Origin of the sequence: Posidoniimonas corsicana (assembly GCF_007859765.1) — a bacterium.
Classification (GTDB): domain Bacteria; phylum Planctomycetota; class Planctomycetia; order Pirellulales; family Lacipirellulaceae; genus Posidoniimonas; species Posidoniimonas corsicana.
Genome location: NZ_SIHJ01000001.1, coordinates 2,864,066 through 2,878,412 on the forward strand (window position 1 = coordinate 2,864,066; position 14,347 = coordinate 2,878,412).

The window sequence follows — 14,347 nt, forward strand, 5'->3', positions numbered from 1 at the left end:
CATGCGATCGACTCCTAGGAAAGGATCGCCAGCCGAGGAAGGAGTGTGCGGCGGGCGGGAGGGGGCTTCGGGACTTACAACCCCGGCAACCGCGAGCGGGTTTCGCGATCGCCAACAAGCTGTAGGCGCACAATCGCCCGGCGCCAACCGATCGACAGCCCACGTACGCCGCGCCCGAGAGTGGCGTGCATCCGCATGGCCGGGCCGTGGCCACTTTGAGAGGAGCGCAAACAAAAAGCCCCTCCGGCAGACCAGAGGGGCTTTTTGGTTTCAAAATAGGGTCGTCCCCATTGGCTTCGGCCGATCCCGAAAGCAATCGAGTGCCTCGGCTTGCCGCCGTAGGCCAACGGGACGTTCCCTATTACGCTAAGCGGTGAGACGGCCATTCTGTGACGGAGAAATCCGAGAATAGTTCCCGGGGGACCGCATCCTCCGCGTAAGTCGCTATCAACTAACGCGTTGCATCGCGACGCAGGCGGCGCCAGGCGGGCCACGCCATGATCTCACACACCACCTCTCCGAGGCTGGCGGTCACAAGAATCGAGAAGTTGTTGAGCTTCGAGAACCGCGTGGGGTAGTTCTGCTCGAATGCCACCGACTCGCCAACGGCCGAATACACAACAACCGCAAGCAGCACGAAGCTGCTCAACAAGGACGGCAGGTACGCCCACCTGCGGCCCGTCGCAAGCTGCCACCCCAGCAACGCCTTGGGGCCATGGAACACGGACGCCACGAACGCCATGTCGAGGAGGTTCTTCAAGTACCCGCCGTTGGGCACAAACCCAAAGACCCACGCCAGGAGGGTCACCAGCAGCAGCCAGACAATCGTGCCCGTATGAAAGATCAGCGCGTACTTGCCGGCGAACTCCAGGCTGCGAGGTAGGCGCATCCACCGCACAATCTTGTCGGTGCGGCGCGGCGGCGGCACAGACACGCGTTCCCCGGCTACAAAGCGGTCCAGGTCGTCGGCAAGATCCGCAGCCAAGGCGTACCGGTCCCGCGGGTGGTGCTGCAGGCACTTGTTGAGGATCGCCTGCAGGGCGATCGGCGTGTCTGGCCTAATCTCCCTCACATCCGGCTGCTTGGCGCCGGACAACAGCTGCGACAACACGTCGTGGTAGGTTGCGTCTTTTCGCGGGGTCCGCTTGGTGATCAGCTCGAACAGCAGCAAGCCCAGCGAGTAGATGTCGGCCGGCCTCGAGTCGGCGCCGCCGGCCGCCGCCGCCTGCTCGGGCGCCATGTAGTAAGGGGTCCCGATCACCATGCTTGCCCGGGTGGACCTGCCGTCCGCCGAGAGCGTGCCCGCCAGTCCGAAGTCGGTCAGTCGCGGTGAGTAGTCGTCCAGCGAGAGGGGCCGGCTGGCGCTGGACTCGAGCAGCACGTTGCCAGGCTTAAGGTCGCGGTGGGTGACGCCGCGGTCGTGCGCGTAGTGCACCGCGTCGGCCAGCTTCGCCACAAACCGGGCCGCCGGCAGAAAGTCGACCGGGCGGGCCGCGCGGTCCAACCACACTCCTAGGTCGGGACCATCCACATACGCCGACGCGATGTACGGCGAGGCGCCTTCGAGCTGGGTGTCGTAGACCGGCACAATCCCCGGGTGGTCGAGCGACTTGGCGACGGCCGCCTCCCTGCGGAACCGCTGCATGCGATCCGTCTGCAGGATCACCTCGGGGCGGGGGATCTTGATCGCCACCTGGCGATCATTCTTCGGGTCGTCGGCCCGGTAGACCACCCCGAACGAGCCCTGCCCGATCACGTCGCGGAGCGTGTAGCCGCCGACCTGCCGCCCGTTGAGGTCGTAGAGCGGCGTGGGCCCCGGACGGTCGTCCCACAGCTGGTCGAGCCTCCGCATGATGTCCGACAGCCCCGACGTGATGTCCAGCGTGGCGTCGCTGTCGCTGTCACTGTCGCTGTCTGACGGGCTCTTGGGTTGCTGGTGGTCGCTGCTCAAGCGTTAGCCCTGCAGGTCGTTGGTGGGGACCAGTTGCTGCTTAAGCGCCCGCACCGCCCGGCTGTAGAGCTGCCGCGCGGCCTGCTCGGTGATCGACATCCGCGCGGCGATCTCCTCGTAGCGGAAGTTCTCGCGGTGCCGCATCACGATCACCTGCCGCTGGCGGTCCGGCAGGCTCTCGACCGCCCGGGCGAGCTCCTCGTCGGTCTCCTTGCGGCGGGCGATGTGGCTGGCGTTGGGCTCGTTGGACGCGATGTCGCGGTTGTCATCGGAATCGATGCACAGCTCGCGCGAAACGTCGCGCCGGGCGGAGCTCTTGTACCTGCGGGCCATGTCGATCAGGTTCTTGCGCAGCAGGGCCGCGATCCAGCGGCGGAACTCCTCTTCCGACTCGCCGACAAACTTCGACAGGTCCCGATTCACTTCAAGCATCGACTGCTGAACGACATCCGACGCGCCCATCTTGGTGCGGAGGTCGGCGCCGATCCCGTGATTGGCGATCGTCATCAGGTAGCGGTAGAACCGGTTGTAAACGACGCCCAACGCGTCGTCGTCCCCGTCACGCGCCGCGGCGAGCAGCGTGTTCCAATCAGAGTCTCCGGCGACGCCAGGTGTGCTCATAGACGGGTCTGCTTCTAAAGATGCCTGCTTGCTCATGCGGCCGCCCGTCTACGCCATCCGTGACGCCGACGCCCCTTTCTGCACCAACAGTCTAACCAGCCAACCACCCCGGTTGACCTCCGGATCGGTTTGCCGCACGCGGTTTTGCAACCGTCGCCGGTCACGTGTGCAAACCCCGGCGGCGACGTCAGGCGCCTGCGGCGCCGTAACCCGTAATGCCCGCATAGTGTCCGCTATCGCGGGTGGTGGCGCCGCGAAGTGAACACGTTCGCGAGGCAAACCGCAACGCGGATTCGAGCGTCGGTTGGAGCGGCTGACCGGCAGCAATGCCGGCAATGCAAGCCGCGGCGAACGCGTCGCCCGCCCCAACCGTGTCGACCAGCGGGTCGGGCGTCGGCGAGCCGGCGATGGTGGAATCGCCGTGCTCGTCGACGGCGCACGCGCCCTCGGCGCCGCAGGTCACGAAGAAGGCCTTGCCGTTGTAGCGCTCGCGGAGCTTGGCCACCGCCGCCGGCGCGTCAGCGGGGCCGTCGCACTTCATGCCGGACAGCTGCGCCAGCTCGTTGTTGTTGAGCTTGGTCCACGCGGCGTCCTGCAGCAGCTCGCCTGCCATCTCGAGGGTGAACCACGGCTTGCGGATGTTGATGTCCACGAATTTGGGCAGTCCGCTCTCGGCCATCAGCCGGCGGATGGTGGTGCGCGACGGCTCGCTGCGGAACGCCAGGCTGCCGACGTACAGCATCGAGAAGCCGCCCTCGGCGAGCAGCTCCGCAGGGAACTGGATATCGTCATAGGCGCGGTCGGGCAGCAGGTTGAAGGTTGGCTCACCGTTGTTGACGGTCACCTCCACCAGGCCGGTTGGCAGCCGCTGGGAGGTCTGCACGCCGGCGGTGCTCATGCCCCACTCCCGCATCCGCTCGAGGATCATCCGCCCGTTGTCGTCGTCGGCCACGGCGGTGACCATCACCGGCGACAGGCCGAACCCGGTGAGGTTCCAGGCCACGTTAAATGGCGCACCGCCGAGTATGCCGCGGCCGTCGGGGAACTGGTCGATGAGGACTTCGCCAACAATCAGCGGCTGGTCGGGCATGGCTCAGGCGGGGCTCCCTAGAAACAGTTTGCGTGCTTGCGGGCAGGGCAGGGGGTCTGCACCGCATCCTAGGCGCCGACCTGCCGGCCGTCGAGGCGCCGCCGCACTACGGTGCGAGCGGCGCGCCGAACGCGTGTTTTTTGACGCTGGGATGCGCGGTGGGCTAGAATCTCGGTTCTCTTACCACCCTCTATTCCAGCCGGCAGCACCGCAGCTATGAAGACGCCCCACCCCTGGACGCCCGCCCTCGCCCTCTGCCTGTTGGCGGCGGCCCAGCCAACCCTCGCGCAGCAGCGGACCGTCGACCCGCCGCGGGCGATCGGCCAGATCGAGATCAACGACCCGGCCGCCGAGTCGCTGATCGACCCCGACGCCGAGATCGAGATCCTCGCCACCGGGTTCGACTGGAGCGAGGGCCCCGTGTGGTCGAAGGAGCTGGGCGCCGTGCTGTTCAGCGACATCCCGCCGAACTCCATCTACAAGTGGAAGGAGGGCGAGGGGCTGTCGCTCTACCTCAAGCCGTCGGGCTACACCGGCGCGGAGGAGCGGGGCGGCGAGCCCGGCGCGAACGGGCTGGCAATCGACAAGCAGGGGCGACTGGTCATGTGCCAGCACGGCGACGCCCAGGTCGCGCGGATGGCGGCGCCGCTCTCCGACCCGGCGCCCAAGTTCGACGCCATCGCCGCCAAGCTCGACGGCAAGCAGCTCAACAGCCCCAACGACCTGGCGCTGCACTCGTCCGGCGCGATCTACTTTACGGACCCGCCGTACGGACGCGTCGGCCGGTTCGAGGACCAGGGCCGTGAGCTGGACTTCCAGGGCGTGTACCGCGTGTCGCCGGCGGGCGAGCTGACGCTGCTCACCAAAGAACTCGAGGCGCCCAACGGCATCGCGTTGTCGCCCGACGAGCGGACGCTGTACGTGGCGCAGTCGTCGGGCCGCCGGCCCATCTACATGGCCTACAACGTGCAGGAGGACGGCGGCATCGACGAGGGACGCGTGCTGCTGGACGTCAAGCACCTGGCCGCCGACCGCCCCGGCAGCCCCGACGGCATGGCCATCGACCGCGACGGCAACCTGTTCGCCACCGGGCCCGGCGGCGTGCTGATCATCACGCCCGAGGGCAAGCACCTGGCGACCATCCGCACCGGCGAGCGGATCGCCAACTGCACGTTCGGCGGCCCCGACGGCCGCACGCTCTTTATGACTTCTGACATGCACCTCTGCCGCGTGCGCGTGAAGACCGCCGGCCTCGGCTTCTGATCCGGGCGCTGGTTGGAGGACGCTGGGCGCTAGTTCTTTTGGTTCTTCCCTCTGGGGATCACCGTGCGCGCCGACCTGTTCCTCCTGCTTCTGCGGGCCGCGTGCGGCGGGTACCTAGAACTGCCGCGCGACGAAGTACGCCGCGGTGACCGGCGTTACCCCTACAGCCCGCACACCCTCTCTAACGCGGCCCGGCAAGCGGTGACGACCGGGCAAAAGGGGTTGTTTCGCTGATCGCGACCGGCTGGCGCGACGATATCAGGTGATGGATTTGGGAGGCGTGCCAGAAGGCAGCCGCCCGGTTCGAAGCGTGCCGGAAAGCCAAACCCGGATCGGTTCCCCTAGCGCCTTCACTGACAAGATCAAGAAGGGCGGTATCCGATGGGCGTGGCGCCGTTCGCGAGTGAAAGGTTTCCCCTCCCCCAAAGTTTCCTGAGGAGTGTGTCAAATGAATCTTCGTATTGCTTCGTCGGCGCTGGTCCTTGGCGCCGTCGTCGTGCTGGGCAGCGCCTCGAACGCCAACGCGTTCTTCGGCCTGCTCGGCGGTGGTTGTGGCGGTTGTTGTGAGCCGACCTGCGGCTGTGAGCCGAGCTGCTGTGCTGAGCCCAGCTGCGGCTGCGAGCCGAGCTGCTGCGTCGACTCGTGCTGCGACCCCTGCTGCGCCCCGCGTCGGTGCTGCATCCTGGACGGCCTGCGTGGCATGTTCAAGCGTAACCACTGCTGCGACTCGTGCTGCGAGCCCACCTGTGGCTGTGAGCCGAGCTGCTGTGCCGAGCCTTCGTGCTGTGCCGAGCCGTCCTGCGGCTGCGAGCCGGCCTGCTGCGACCCTTGCTGCGCCCCGCGTCGGTGCTGCATCCTGGACGGCCTGCGTGGCATGTTCAAGCGTAACCACTGCTGCGATTGCTGCGAGCCCACTTGTGGCTGCGAGCCCAGCTGTGGCGCCCCGAGCTGCGGCTGCGGCATGTAAGCTGAAGCGTTAAAGCGACCCGCCTTTCTTCCTCTGGACAGGCGGAACAGATACTCAGCCGCCGCGTTCATCTGAACGCGGCGGCTGTTGTCGTTTGTGGGCCGCGCTATCCACGGTCAGGTCTGCATTCGCCACCCGACGGCCCCTGCACGACGTTTACCTCTCGTCCTCTTAGTGCGTGCCGCACCCAGTTCGGAGAATGGCCGACTGCTGCCGGCGGTAGCTGGGTCCCCCGGCGCTGCCTGACCGGCGTGCCTTCAGTTGGCGGTTTTCAGTAGAAACCGGCCACCAGGCGCGGTCCAATGATAGGTTGCTGGCGCTGCTGCGTTCTCGACTGGTTGGGACTGGGGGCGGCGCCTGTCCGCGCTGCGCCCCCACCCTAGCCGTCCCCCAGAGAGGGAGGGGATTTCTATTCGCCCACTACCCGAAAACCGAAACCTATCGTGTCCGACTTTGTCCCTAACGACGGACTAGGGTGGACAAAAGTCGCCGACCGAGTCTCCCATGCGATTCGATAGACACTGCTATACCAGGCTGAAACGGGATCCGACGGGGGCGATGCCAGCCGACTTTTGTCCCTAAAAATCGATGCGTCAGAACGGGACAAAAGTCCGCTCGGGCGGGTTGCTTCCGTGATTGGAGAGCGGCGGGAATAATGCGGTGGGCGGCGGACGATTGCCACTCGACTGTCTCCCCAATCCCCGGCTCAACATTCCCAGGCTCAACGGAGAGAAGCCATGCGTCGTCGCTGCCTTGTGATGCTGGTCGTCGGTTTGCTCGCCGCGCCCGGACTGGCCCAGAACCCCGGCCCGATCAACGGCATCGCGCTGGGGCCGGGCAACAACAACGCGGTGCTTGGCTTCGGCGGCCAGCAGGCGCCGGGGCAGGGGGGCGGCGCCAACTACGACTTCGACGCCCTGATCGACCTGATCTCGTCGACCGTCGCGTCGGAGACCTGGGCCGAGAACGGCGGCGGCGAGGCCGAGATCCGCCCGTTCGTCGGCGGCGTGTGGGCCGACGCGCAGGGCACGCTCCGGCAGGCCGCCCGCGCAGAGAAAGCACTCGGAGGCCGGCTCGGCCTGAGCGCCGACCTGGCCAAGCTCCGCGAGCGAGTTGTTGAAGTCCCGCAGGCCCGCGCGAGCGAGTCCGACGCGCGGCGCCCGTCGGCGCTACGGTGCGTCTCGCTGCCGCGGCTGGAGCGTGAGATTGAGCGCCGCCTGGCCGCGGGCAAGCCGCTGGAAGAAGCGATGCTCACGCTGGCCGGGCTGCAGCGGGTGGAGTACGTGTTCGTGTTCCCCGAGACCGGCGACATCGCGCTGGCGGGCCCTGCGGGCGACTGGCGGCTGACCGACGAGCGGCGGCTGGTCTCCTCCGACACGGGGCTGCCGGTCGTGCGGCTCGACGACCTGCTCACGCTGATCCGCCGTGACCCGGCCAGCCCGTTCGGCTGCTCGATCGACCCGCGTCCCGAGGCGTTGGCCGCCGCGCAGCAGTACATCACCGAGCACCCGATCCCGTCCGGCCGCCGCGGCCGCGACCGCTGGCTGGAGCAGGTCCGCGAGCAGGTCGGGCTGCAGGACCTCACCTACCTGGGCATGCCCGGCGACACCCGCGTGGCGTGCGTGCTGGGCGAGGCCGACTACCACATGAAGCTGGTGGGCATGGGCCTGGTGGACGGCGTGCCGGGCATGGAGAGCTACCTGGAGTCGATCCGCGTGAAGCCGGGCGAGCCGGCGCCGGCGGTCGGCGCGGTGCGGTGGTGGTTCGGCATGAACTACGCCGCGGTGGAGCGGTCCGACGCCGGCGACGCGTTCCGCATCGTCGGCCCCGGCGTGAAGGTGATGAGCGAGAACGAGGCGCTCGCCGACCGCGGCGAGCGGCGTCCCACCGGTAAATCGGACGAGCTGTCGCAGGCGTTCGCAACCGGCTTCACCCGCAACTTCCCGGCGCTCGCCGAGAAGTACCCGGTGTACGCGGAGCTGCGGAACGTGTTCGACCTGTCGCTGGCGGCCTCGCTGATCGCGTCGGAGGGGCTGCTACAGCGGGCGGGCTGGCAGCCGGAGATGCTGACCAGCGCCAGCGCGCTGCCGCTGCCCAGGTACGCGGCGCCCACCACGGTGGATACGGTCGCTAACCTGCGGGTGGTGAACCGCCGGCACGTGGTGGCGGGCGTCAGCGGCGGCGTGTGGGCGCGGCCGACCGACGTGCTCGCCAAGAAAACCACCGCCGCCAAGCCGGACGGGCCGCTGCAGTACGCTCCCCAGGCCGCGGCGGCCGAGAGTGGCGTGTGGTGGTGGGACGCCGAGTAGCACCGCCGATGCGGGCCCGCTATTCCTGCGACATCAGGTACGCCAGCAGGTCGCGCAGCTCCGACTCGTCGAGCACGTCGAGCAGGCCGGCCGGCATGGGCGAGTTGCGGGATGGGTAACGGTCCTCGATGTCGTCGGCCTGGAAGGTCTGATAGTGCTTGGGGTCGGTGAAGTCGGTTGCGATCATCACCTCCTGCTTGTTCAGGTTCACCACGCGGCCGACGATGGTGCGCCCGTCGATGTCGAACGCGGTCTGGCGGTACTGGTCAGAGATGGTCGCGTTGGGGTCGACCAGCGCGGTGGCGAGGTCGCGCACCGAGAACCGCCGGCCCACGGCGGTCAGGTCGGGGCCGACCGCGCCGCCCTCGCCGCGGAAGCGGTGGCAGTTGAAGCACTGGGCCTCGGCGAACAGCCGGCGGCCGCGCGCCAGGTCAACGTCGGCGCCGGCTGCGGGCGTGGCGGCGACGACCTCGTCGACGGTCCAGCGCCGCACGAATGGCCGAGCCGCCACAGTCGGCGCCGGCGCTAGCGAGTCGCGGGCGGCGATTAAGTCGGCCACCGCGGCGCGTCCCTCATCGTCCAGGTTCTCGTCGGCCCGCGCGGCGATGCGCTCGGCGTAGGCCTGCATCGACCGGTTGCGGCCCGCGGCCAGCACCTCATTGAGAACGCGGTAGTAGCGGCGGCGGAGCTCGGGCGTCCAGCCACGATCGGCCTGGCAGAGCGCCAGGGCGTAGTGCATGCGCTCGCTCGCCAGCGGCGACTCCTCCATCAGCTTGACCGTCGGCGCGACAGCGGGCGGGTAGCCCACGGCGAGCAGGAACGCGGCCAGTTCGCGGTCGAGCACCGCGGCGCCAGACGGGAACGCGTCGGCGAACTTGGCGACAATCGCGCGGCGGGTCGGCAGCTCCGGCGGGCCGTACCGCAAGTGCGACACGCCCACCGCGCGCAGGAACGCGAGCTGCTGCTCACGCGGGAGCGATGCGAAGTCGGTGTCGCGGAACGCCTCGTACAACCGGTGCGGCGGGTCGACGGATTGATGGCGGGTGGCGGCCAAGAGGGCGTAGGGGCGGATGCGGGGGTCATCTTCGTTGTACGCGCGCTCGAGCCAAGACTCGGCCGGCTGCAGCTCCACGGCCACGCGCGCCGCGTAGCGGATGCGGCGGTCCTCGTGCCCCAGGTACGGCCAGACCGCATCGAGCGCGGTGGGGTCCTGCGCACCGTCGGCGGTGTGGTAACGCTCCAGCTCTTGCCGCAGCGCGATCAGGTCGACCGCGGGCGCCGGGGCAGGGGGGAGCGTGGGCGGCGCGTCGGCGGGGTCGTCGAAGCCGACGTAGACCACCCGCCACAGCGCCGACCCGACGCGCCGCCCGCCGGTGGTCAGGTAGAGCGCGCCGTCGGCCGCGTTGACGGCCAGGTCGGTCACCGGCAGCGGCGACGCGGAGAGGAACGGCTCGACGCTCGCGCGGTAGCCGGCGCCGTCGCTCGACACGTTGACCAGGAACACGCGGCCGTGGCTCCAGTCGCCGACAAACAACGCCGCGCTGTCCGGGAAGGGGAAGCTGGTCCCCGCGCCGAAGGCCACGCCGGTGGGCGAGCCGGGGCCGACCTCCAGCAGCGGCGCCACGCTGTCCTCGTAGTAGGCGGGCCATTTGCCGGTGCCGTGCCGCCAGCCGAACTCGCCGCCGCTCACCACGTGACAGACCCGCGTCGGGCGGTACCACGGGGTGTCGATGTCGTACTCGTTGTCGGAGTCAAAAGTGAACAGGTCGCCCCGCCAGTTGAACGCGATGTCGTACTGGTTGCGGAAGCCCATCGCGAACAGCCGCCAGTCTTGCCCGTCGAGGCTCACCTGGGCGATCCAGCCGCCCGGCTCTCGGAGGTTGGCGAAGCTGCGCAGCGGGTCGTCGATCCGCGGCACGATGGCGTCATCGGCCCAGACGCGGGGCGGGCGGCTCCACGCGAAGTCGGTCGGCGGCGTGATGTTGCCGCAGGCCACCAACAGCGACCGGCCGTCCGGCGCGGGGATCACCGCGTGGGGTCCGTGCTCGCCGCTCGCCGGCAGCTCGCGGAGCAGCTCGGCCTGGTCCCACAGGCCGTCGCCGGTGGTGTCGCGGGCGCGGTACAGGCCCGACGCGGCGTCGCCAGTGGAGTTGACCATCACGTACAGATCACCGTCGAGCACGCACATCCCCTGAGCCATGCCGATCTCCAGCGGCAGCCGCTCGACCACCGTGTCCGACGCGTCGGCGCTGGGCGTGATGACGAACAGCCCGCCGAACTGAGCCGATGCCACCAGCCGGCCGTCGCCCACCGCGGTGAGCGACACCCACGACCCCTCGGTCTTGGGGTCGACGCGGTGCACCAGCTGCAGCTCGTAGCCGGGGCGGATCAGCACATCGCTCAGCAGGCCGGCGTACGCTTCAGCGCACAGGGCGACCGACGGCGTCGCGGCGGCGGTGAGGGCGGCCGCGATCCAGGCGAGGAGGGGTTTCATGCGTCAATTATAGGTCCCCCGTTGCGGCGGACGCCACGCGCCGCAGGGGCTGCACGGCGGTCGGCAGTCGGATTGACGCCCGCGCCCCTAACCCCGGCCCGTGAAACACGTTAAGATCTCCGCAGCCGGCGCCGCGTCAAAGTGTCACACCCACGGCCCGGCGGCCGCACGCCTCTACGCCCGGGCGTTCGCAGCCTCTAGAATTCAAAGCAACCTTGCCCACCTCACCGGGCGTTTCCTTTGGCAGACCCAACCACGCCACCGAAGCTTACGCACCTCGACGAGGAGGGCGCCGCGCAGATGGTGGACGTGGGCGACAAGCCGGCGACCCGCCGCACGGCCCGCGCGTCGGCCCGGCTGCGGATGGCGGCCGCAACGCTCGAGCTCGTCCGCTCGGGCGGCGGCGCCAAGGGCGACGTGCTGCAGGTGGCGCGGCTGGCGGGGGTGATGGCCGCCAAGCGGACCGACGAACTCATCCCGCTGTGCCACGGGCTGCCGCTGGAGTCGGTGGGCGTGGAGTTTGAGTTCGCCGACGAGCAGTCGCTGGTGGTCACGGCCACGGCCCGCGTCACGGCCAAGACCGGCGTCGAGATGGAGGCCCTCACCGCGGTAACGACCGCCGCGCTGACGGTCTACGACATGTGCAAGGCGGTCGACCGGGGGATCGTGATAGGCCCGGTGCAACTGGAAGAGAAGAGCGGCGGCCGCAGCGGCCACTGGCGCCGCGCCGCAACCGGCGACAACCAAGCCGCGGGCGACAAAGAGTAAGGACCCAACCGACTTATGAGTCAGGCAGACCAAACGCTCGCGCACGGCGCCACCGACCTCCGCCAGCTGCTCTCCGGCATCGCCGACGACTTGGCCGCGGTCGAGCGGCGGCTGCAGTCCGAATTGCACAGCCGCGTCCCCCAGGTGGACGAGGTCGTGCGTCACGGCTACCGGCTGGGCGGCAAGCGGCTGCGGCCGGCGCTGGTGCTGCTGGCCGGCCAGGCCGCCGGCGGGCTGACCGACGAGCACCTGGTGCTGTCGGCCGTGGTCGAGATGATCCACACCGCCACGCTCGTGCACGACGACGTGCTCGACGAGGCCGACCTCCGCCGCCACGAGGACACCGTCAACGCGCGCTGGGGCAATGAGACCAGCGTGCTGCTGGGCGACTTCCTGTTCTCACACGCGTTCTACCTGGCCAGCACCACCGGCTCGGCAGAGGCGTGCCAGACCATCGGCCGCGCGACCAACACGGTCTGTGAAGGTGAGATGCAGCAGACGCTCTCCGAGGGCGACTTCGATCTCAGCCAGGACGACTACCTCGCGATCATCACCGCCAAGACCGCCGAGCTGTGCGCGTGCTGCTGCGAGCTGGGCGCCCGCCAGGCCGGCGCCGACGACGCCACGGTCGAGCGGTTCGCCTCGTTCGGGCGCAACCTGGGCGTCGCGTTCCAGATCGCCGACGACCTGTTGGACCTGATGTCCGACGAGGAGGCCACCGGCAAGACCACCGGCGCCGACCTCGCCAAGCGGAAGATGACCCTCCCGCTGATCCACGCCCGCGACGCGCTGGTCAACGGCCCGCGGGCGAACTTCGTCGACCTGCTGGCCACCGCCGACGTCGAGCGGATCCGCGCTCAGGTGAAACTGATGGGCTCGCTGGACTACGCCAACCGGACCGCGGCCGACTACGCCCGCCGCGCGGCGGCCGACCTGGCCGAACTGCCGGACAACCCGGCGTTGCAATCATTGGTGGGACTGGCTAACTTTGCGGCGGCACGCAGCAGTTAGCCTCGTCCTCATCAGGATTGCCATGGAAGCGGAGCCCGAGCATGTAAACCCCTTCGCTTCCCCGCTGGCGGAGGAGGCTGTCGTCAGTTCCGGCGCCCCGCTGGGCGTGTCGGGCGTCGAGGCCATCCGCCACGAGCACATCAAGCGCGAGGCGTCGATCCGATCGGTCGGTTGGCTCTACTACCTCGGCGCTTGTGTGCTGACGGTCAGCGCCACGTTCCTCGCCGCGTCGGCGTTTGTGGGCCCGGCCGCGTACGACCTTGGTCCCTCGCTGCTGGGCGCCGTCTTCGTCGCGCTGCTGGCCGCCCTCGGTTGGTGGGTGGGAGCGGGGCTGCGGCGGCTCAACCCGACCGTCCGGATCCCGGCACTGGTGCTGTCGATCATCGCGCTGTTGATCTCGCTCTTGGGGATCAACGTCATCGGAATGCTCATCCACGGCTATCTGGCGTCGCTGATGGGGAGTGAGAAGAGCAAGTACATCTTCTCGCCCGAGTACAAGGAGATTATCGCCGCCACGCCCCACATCCGTTACAAGTCGTCGACCGTGATGTGGGTGGTGCTGGGCGTGCTGCTGGTCGTGCTCGTGGTCGTCGTGGTCTTCGCCGCCCGCATGGCGCCGTAGCGACGGCGTCACCGTTTCGGCGCCTGACTCCCTCACCGATCAAACCAAGCAGAAAACTATGGATGCGGAACCGGAGCACGTGAACCCCTTTGCCTCCCCGCTGGCGGAGGAGGGGGCCGTCGGCCCTGACGCGCCGTCGGAAAACGCCGCGCTTGAGGCGATCCGGCGGGAGCACCTGTCGCGCGAGGCGTCGATCAAGTCGGTTGGGCTGCTCTACCTGATCCCCGCAGCAATCGGCGCCCTGATGTCGGTGGTCATGGTGTTCGGCGCGGTGGTCGCGGCAACGTCTGGAGAGGTTGGACTGGGCGAGGGGGCCGCCATGCTCGGCGCCATGCTGCTATACGCCGGCTTGAGCGTTCTCTTCTGGTGGATCGGCTCGGGCCTCCGGCGACTGAACCCGGCGGTGAGGATCTGGACCATCGTCCTGAGTGTGATCGGTCTGCTTGGCATCCCTATTGGGACGCTGATCAACGGTTACATTCTGTGGCTGGTTGCAGGGCGAACGGGCAGGTACATCTTCTCAGACGAGTACAGAGGCGTGATCGCGGCAACGCCACACATCCGCTACAAGTCATCGATCTTGATGTTGTTCCTTATCGCGTTCTTGATTGTCGTCTTGGTGCTGGTGTTTGGAGCTGTCATTACATCCGTTCGCCCTGACTAGTCGCGTAGGGTGGGGCCGATAGGCCCACCGCTGTTGTAGTTGCGGCCCGCCTGCGGTGGGCGTCCGCTTCGCCGACGCCCACCCTACGAACCTGCTGTGGCTGCTCTTCTCACTGCCGTCGATGAACCTGCTGACGCTCCTCATCAGCATCTGTGGCCTATGGTGCCTGATCGGTGCGAGGGCAAGGTTCATCTTTACGCCCGACTACCAACAGGTCATAGCCGCGACGCCGCACATCAGGTACCAGACCTCCAAGTGGGTCTGGATCTTGCTCGCGGTGCTGGTAGGCCTGATGTTGCTGGCAATCGCAGCAGCGTTCGTTCCCTCGCCGCAGTAGCCGGCTCGTGCAAGGCTCGGAGTGGGTTGCTACAGGTCCGATGGATCTCGCAGAGGCGCGGAGCCGCAGAGATTGCTCTAGCCTGCGACGTCTCAGCGACTCCGCGACTCTGCGTGAGGCAATCAATCTCGCTGGGTGCGCCGCTCGGACCACCGGCTTTGAAGAAGTGACCAGCCAGGTGCGAGAGTCGATTGTGATGCCGCCATGATAAAGACTCGCGCAGAGGCGCGGAGCCGCAGAGTTTGCTGTA

Annotated in this window: 12 protein-coding genes; 8 read left to right on the plus strand and 4 right to left on the minus strand. The window is 68.3% G+C overall.

Features of this window, described 5'->3' with window-relative positions; genetic code table 11:
* Positions 1-451: 451 nt before the first annotated feature.
* The 3 genes from KOR34_RS10985 to KOR34_RS10995 form a co-directional block, all read right to left on the minus strand.
* Positions 452-1,951: a serine/threonine-protein kinase gene (locus KOR34_RS10985; RefSeq protein ID WP_146564629.1), complete on the minus strand. Its 1,500-nt coding sequence runs from the start codon at positions 1,949-1,951 to the stop codon at positions 452-454.
* A 3-nt stretch (positions 1,952-1,954) separates the two neighbouring features.
* Complete coding sequence (locus KOR34_RS10990; RefSeq protein ID WP_197531324.1) at positions 1,955-2,572, minus strand: RNA polymerase sigma factor; 618 nt, start codon at positions 2,570-2,572, stop codon at positions 1,955-1,957.
* A gap of 187 nt (positions 2,573-2,759) precedes the next feature.
* Entirely contained in the window at positions 2,760-3,662 is a 903-nt protein-coding gene (locus KOR34_RS10995) for a PfkB family carbohydrate kinase (RefSeq protein WP_146564631.1), read from the minus strand.
* 216 nt (positions 3,663-3,878) lie between these two features.
* Here KOR34_RS10995 and KOR34_RS11000 point away from each other — a divergent pair, with 216 nt between their 5' ends.
* The 3 genes from KOR34_RS11000 (at position 3,879) to KOR34_RS11010 (ending at position 8,201) form a co-directional block, all read left to right on the plus strand.
* Positions 3,879-4,925: an SMP-30/gluconolactonase/LRE family protein gene (locus KOR34_RS11000; RefSeq protein ID WP_146564632.1), complete on the plus strand. Its 1,047-nt coding sequence runs from the start codon at positions 3,879-3,881 to the stop codon at positions 4,923-4,925.
* Between the two features lie 448 nt (positions 4,926-5,373).
* The gene (locus KOR34_RS26650) at positions 5,374-5,892 is read left to right on the plus strand and encodes a keratin-like protein (protein WP_197531325.1); all 519 of its coding nucleotides are present in this window, start codon (positions 5,374-5,376) and stop codon (positions 5,890-5,892) included.
* 737 nt (positions 5,893-6,629) lie between these two features.
* A complete protein-coding gene (locus KOR34_RS11010) occupies positions 6,630-8,201 on the plus strand; it encodes a DUF1598 domain-containing protein (protein WP_146564634.1) in 1,572 nt (523 codons plus the stop codon).
* A gap of 19 nt (positions 8,202-8,220) precedes the next feature.
* Here the strand turns inward: KOR34_RS11010 and KOR34_RS11015 are convergent, their stop codons facing one another.
* Positions 8,221-10,695 carry a c-type cytochrome gene (locus KOR34_RS11015; protein WP_146564635.1) on the minus strand — a complete coding sequence of 825 codons (2,475 nt, stop codon included), beginning with the start codon at positions 10,693-10,695 and terminating at the stop codon, positions 8,221-8,223.
* 240 nt (positions 10,696-10,935) lie between these two features.
* Between KOR34_RS11015 and moaC the strand changes: the two genes are divergently transcribed.
* Genes moaC through KOR34_RS11040 form a run of 5 tightly spaced genes read left to right on the plus strand, consistent with a single transcriptional unit; the run spans position 10,936 to position 14,097 of the window.
* Positions 10,936-11,463: a cyclic pyranopterin monophosphate synthase MoaC gene (gene moaC / locus KOR34_RS11020; RefSeq protein WP_146564636.1), complete on the plus strand. Its 528-nt coding sequence runs from the start codon at positions 10,936-10,938 to the stop codon at positions 11,461-11,463.
* A 15-nt stretch (positions 11,464-11,478) separates the two neighbouring features.
* Entirely contained in the window at positions 11,479-12,474 is a 996-nt protein-coding gene (locus KOR34_RS11025; RefSeq protein ID WP_146564637.1) for a polyprenyl synthetase family protein, read from the plus strand.
* A gap of 22 nt (positions 12,475-12,496) precedes the next feature.
* Complete coding sequence (locus KOR34_RS11030) at positions 12,497-13,096, plus strand: DUF4175 domain-containing protein (protein ID WP_146564638.1); 600 nt, start codon at positions 12,497-12,499, stop codon at positions 13,094-13,096.
* A 58-nt stretch (positions 13,097-13,154) separates the two neighbouring features.
* Positions 13,155-13,760 carry a hypothetical protein gene (locus KOR34_RS11035; protein WP_146564639.1) on the plus strand — a complete coding sequence of 202 codons (606 nt, stop codon included), beginning with the start codon at positions 13,155-13,157 and terminating at the stop codon, positions 13,758-13,760.
* Positions 13,761-13,815: 55 nt separating this feature from the next.
* Complete coding sequence (locus KOR34_RS11040) at positions 13,816-14,097, plus strand: hypothetical protein (RefSeq protein WP_146564640.1); 282 nt, start codon at positions 13,816-13,818, stop codon at positions 14,095-14,097.
* The last annotated feature ends 250 nt before the right edge of the window (positions 14,098-14,347 follow it).

Coding starts and splice junctions, on each gene's coding strand:
- KOR34_RS11000 (WP_146564632.1), top strand. CDS start 3,879: ATGAAGACGCCCCACCCCTGGACGCCCGCCCTCGCCCTCTGCCTGTTG.
- KOR34_RS11015 (WP_146564635.1), bottom strand. CDS start 10,695: ATGAAACCCCTCCTCGCCTGGATCGCGGCCGCCCTCACCGCCGCCGCG.
- KOR34_RS11010 (WP_146564634.1), top strand. CDS start 6,630: ATGCGTCGTCGCTGCCTTGTGATGCTGGTCGTCGGTTTGCTCGCCGCG.
- KOR34_RS11030 (WP_146564638.1), top strand. CDS start 12,497: ATGGAAGCGGAGCCCGAGCATGTAAACCCCTTCGCTTCCCCGCTGGCG.
- KOR34_RS11025 (WP_146564637.1), top strand. CDS start 11,479: ATGAGTCAGGCAGACCAAACGCTCGCGCACGGCGCCACCGACCTCCGC.
- KOR34_RS10995 (WP_146564631.1), bottom strand. CDS start 3,662: ATGCCCGACCAGCCGCTGATTGTTGGCGAAGTCCTCATCGACCAGTTC.
- KOR34_RS11035 (WP_146564639.1), top strand. CDS start 13,155: ATGGATGCGGAACCGGAGCACGTGAACCCCTTTGCCTCCCCGCTGGCG.
- KOR34_RS26650 (WP_197531325.1), top strand. CDS start 5,374: ATGAATCTTCGTATTGCTTCGTCGGCGCTGGTCCTTGGCGCCGTCGTC.
- KOR34_RS10990 (WP_197531324.1), bottom strand. CDS start 2,572: ATGAGCACACCTGGCGTCGCCGGAGACTCTGATTGGAACACGCTGCTC.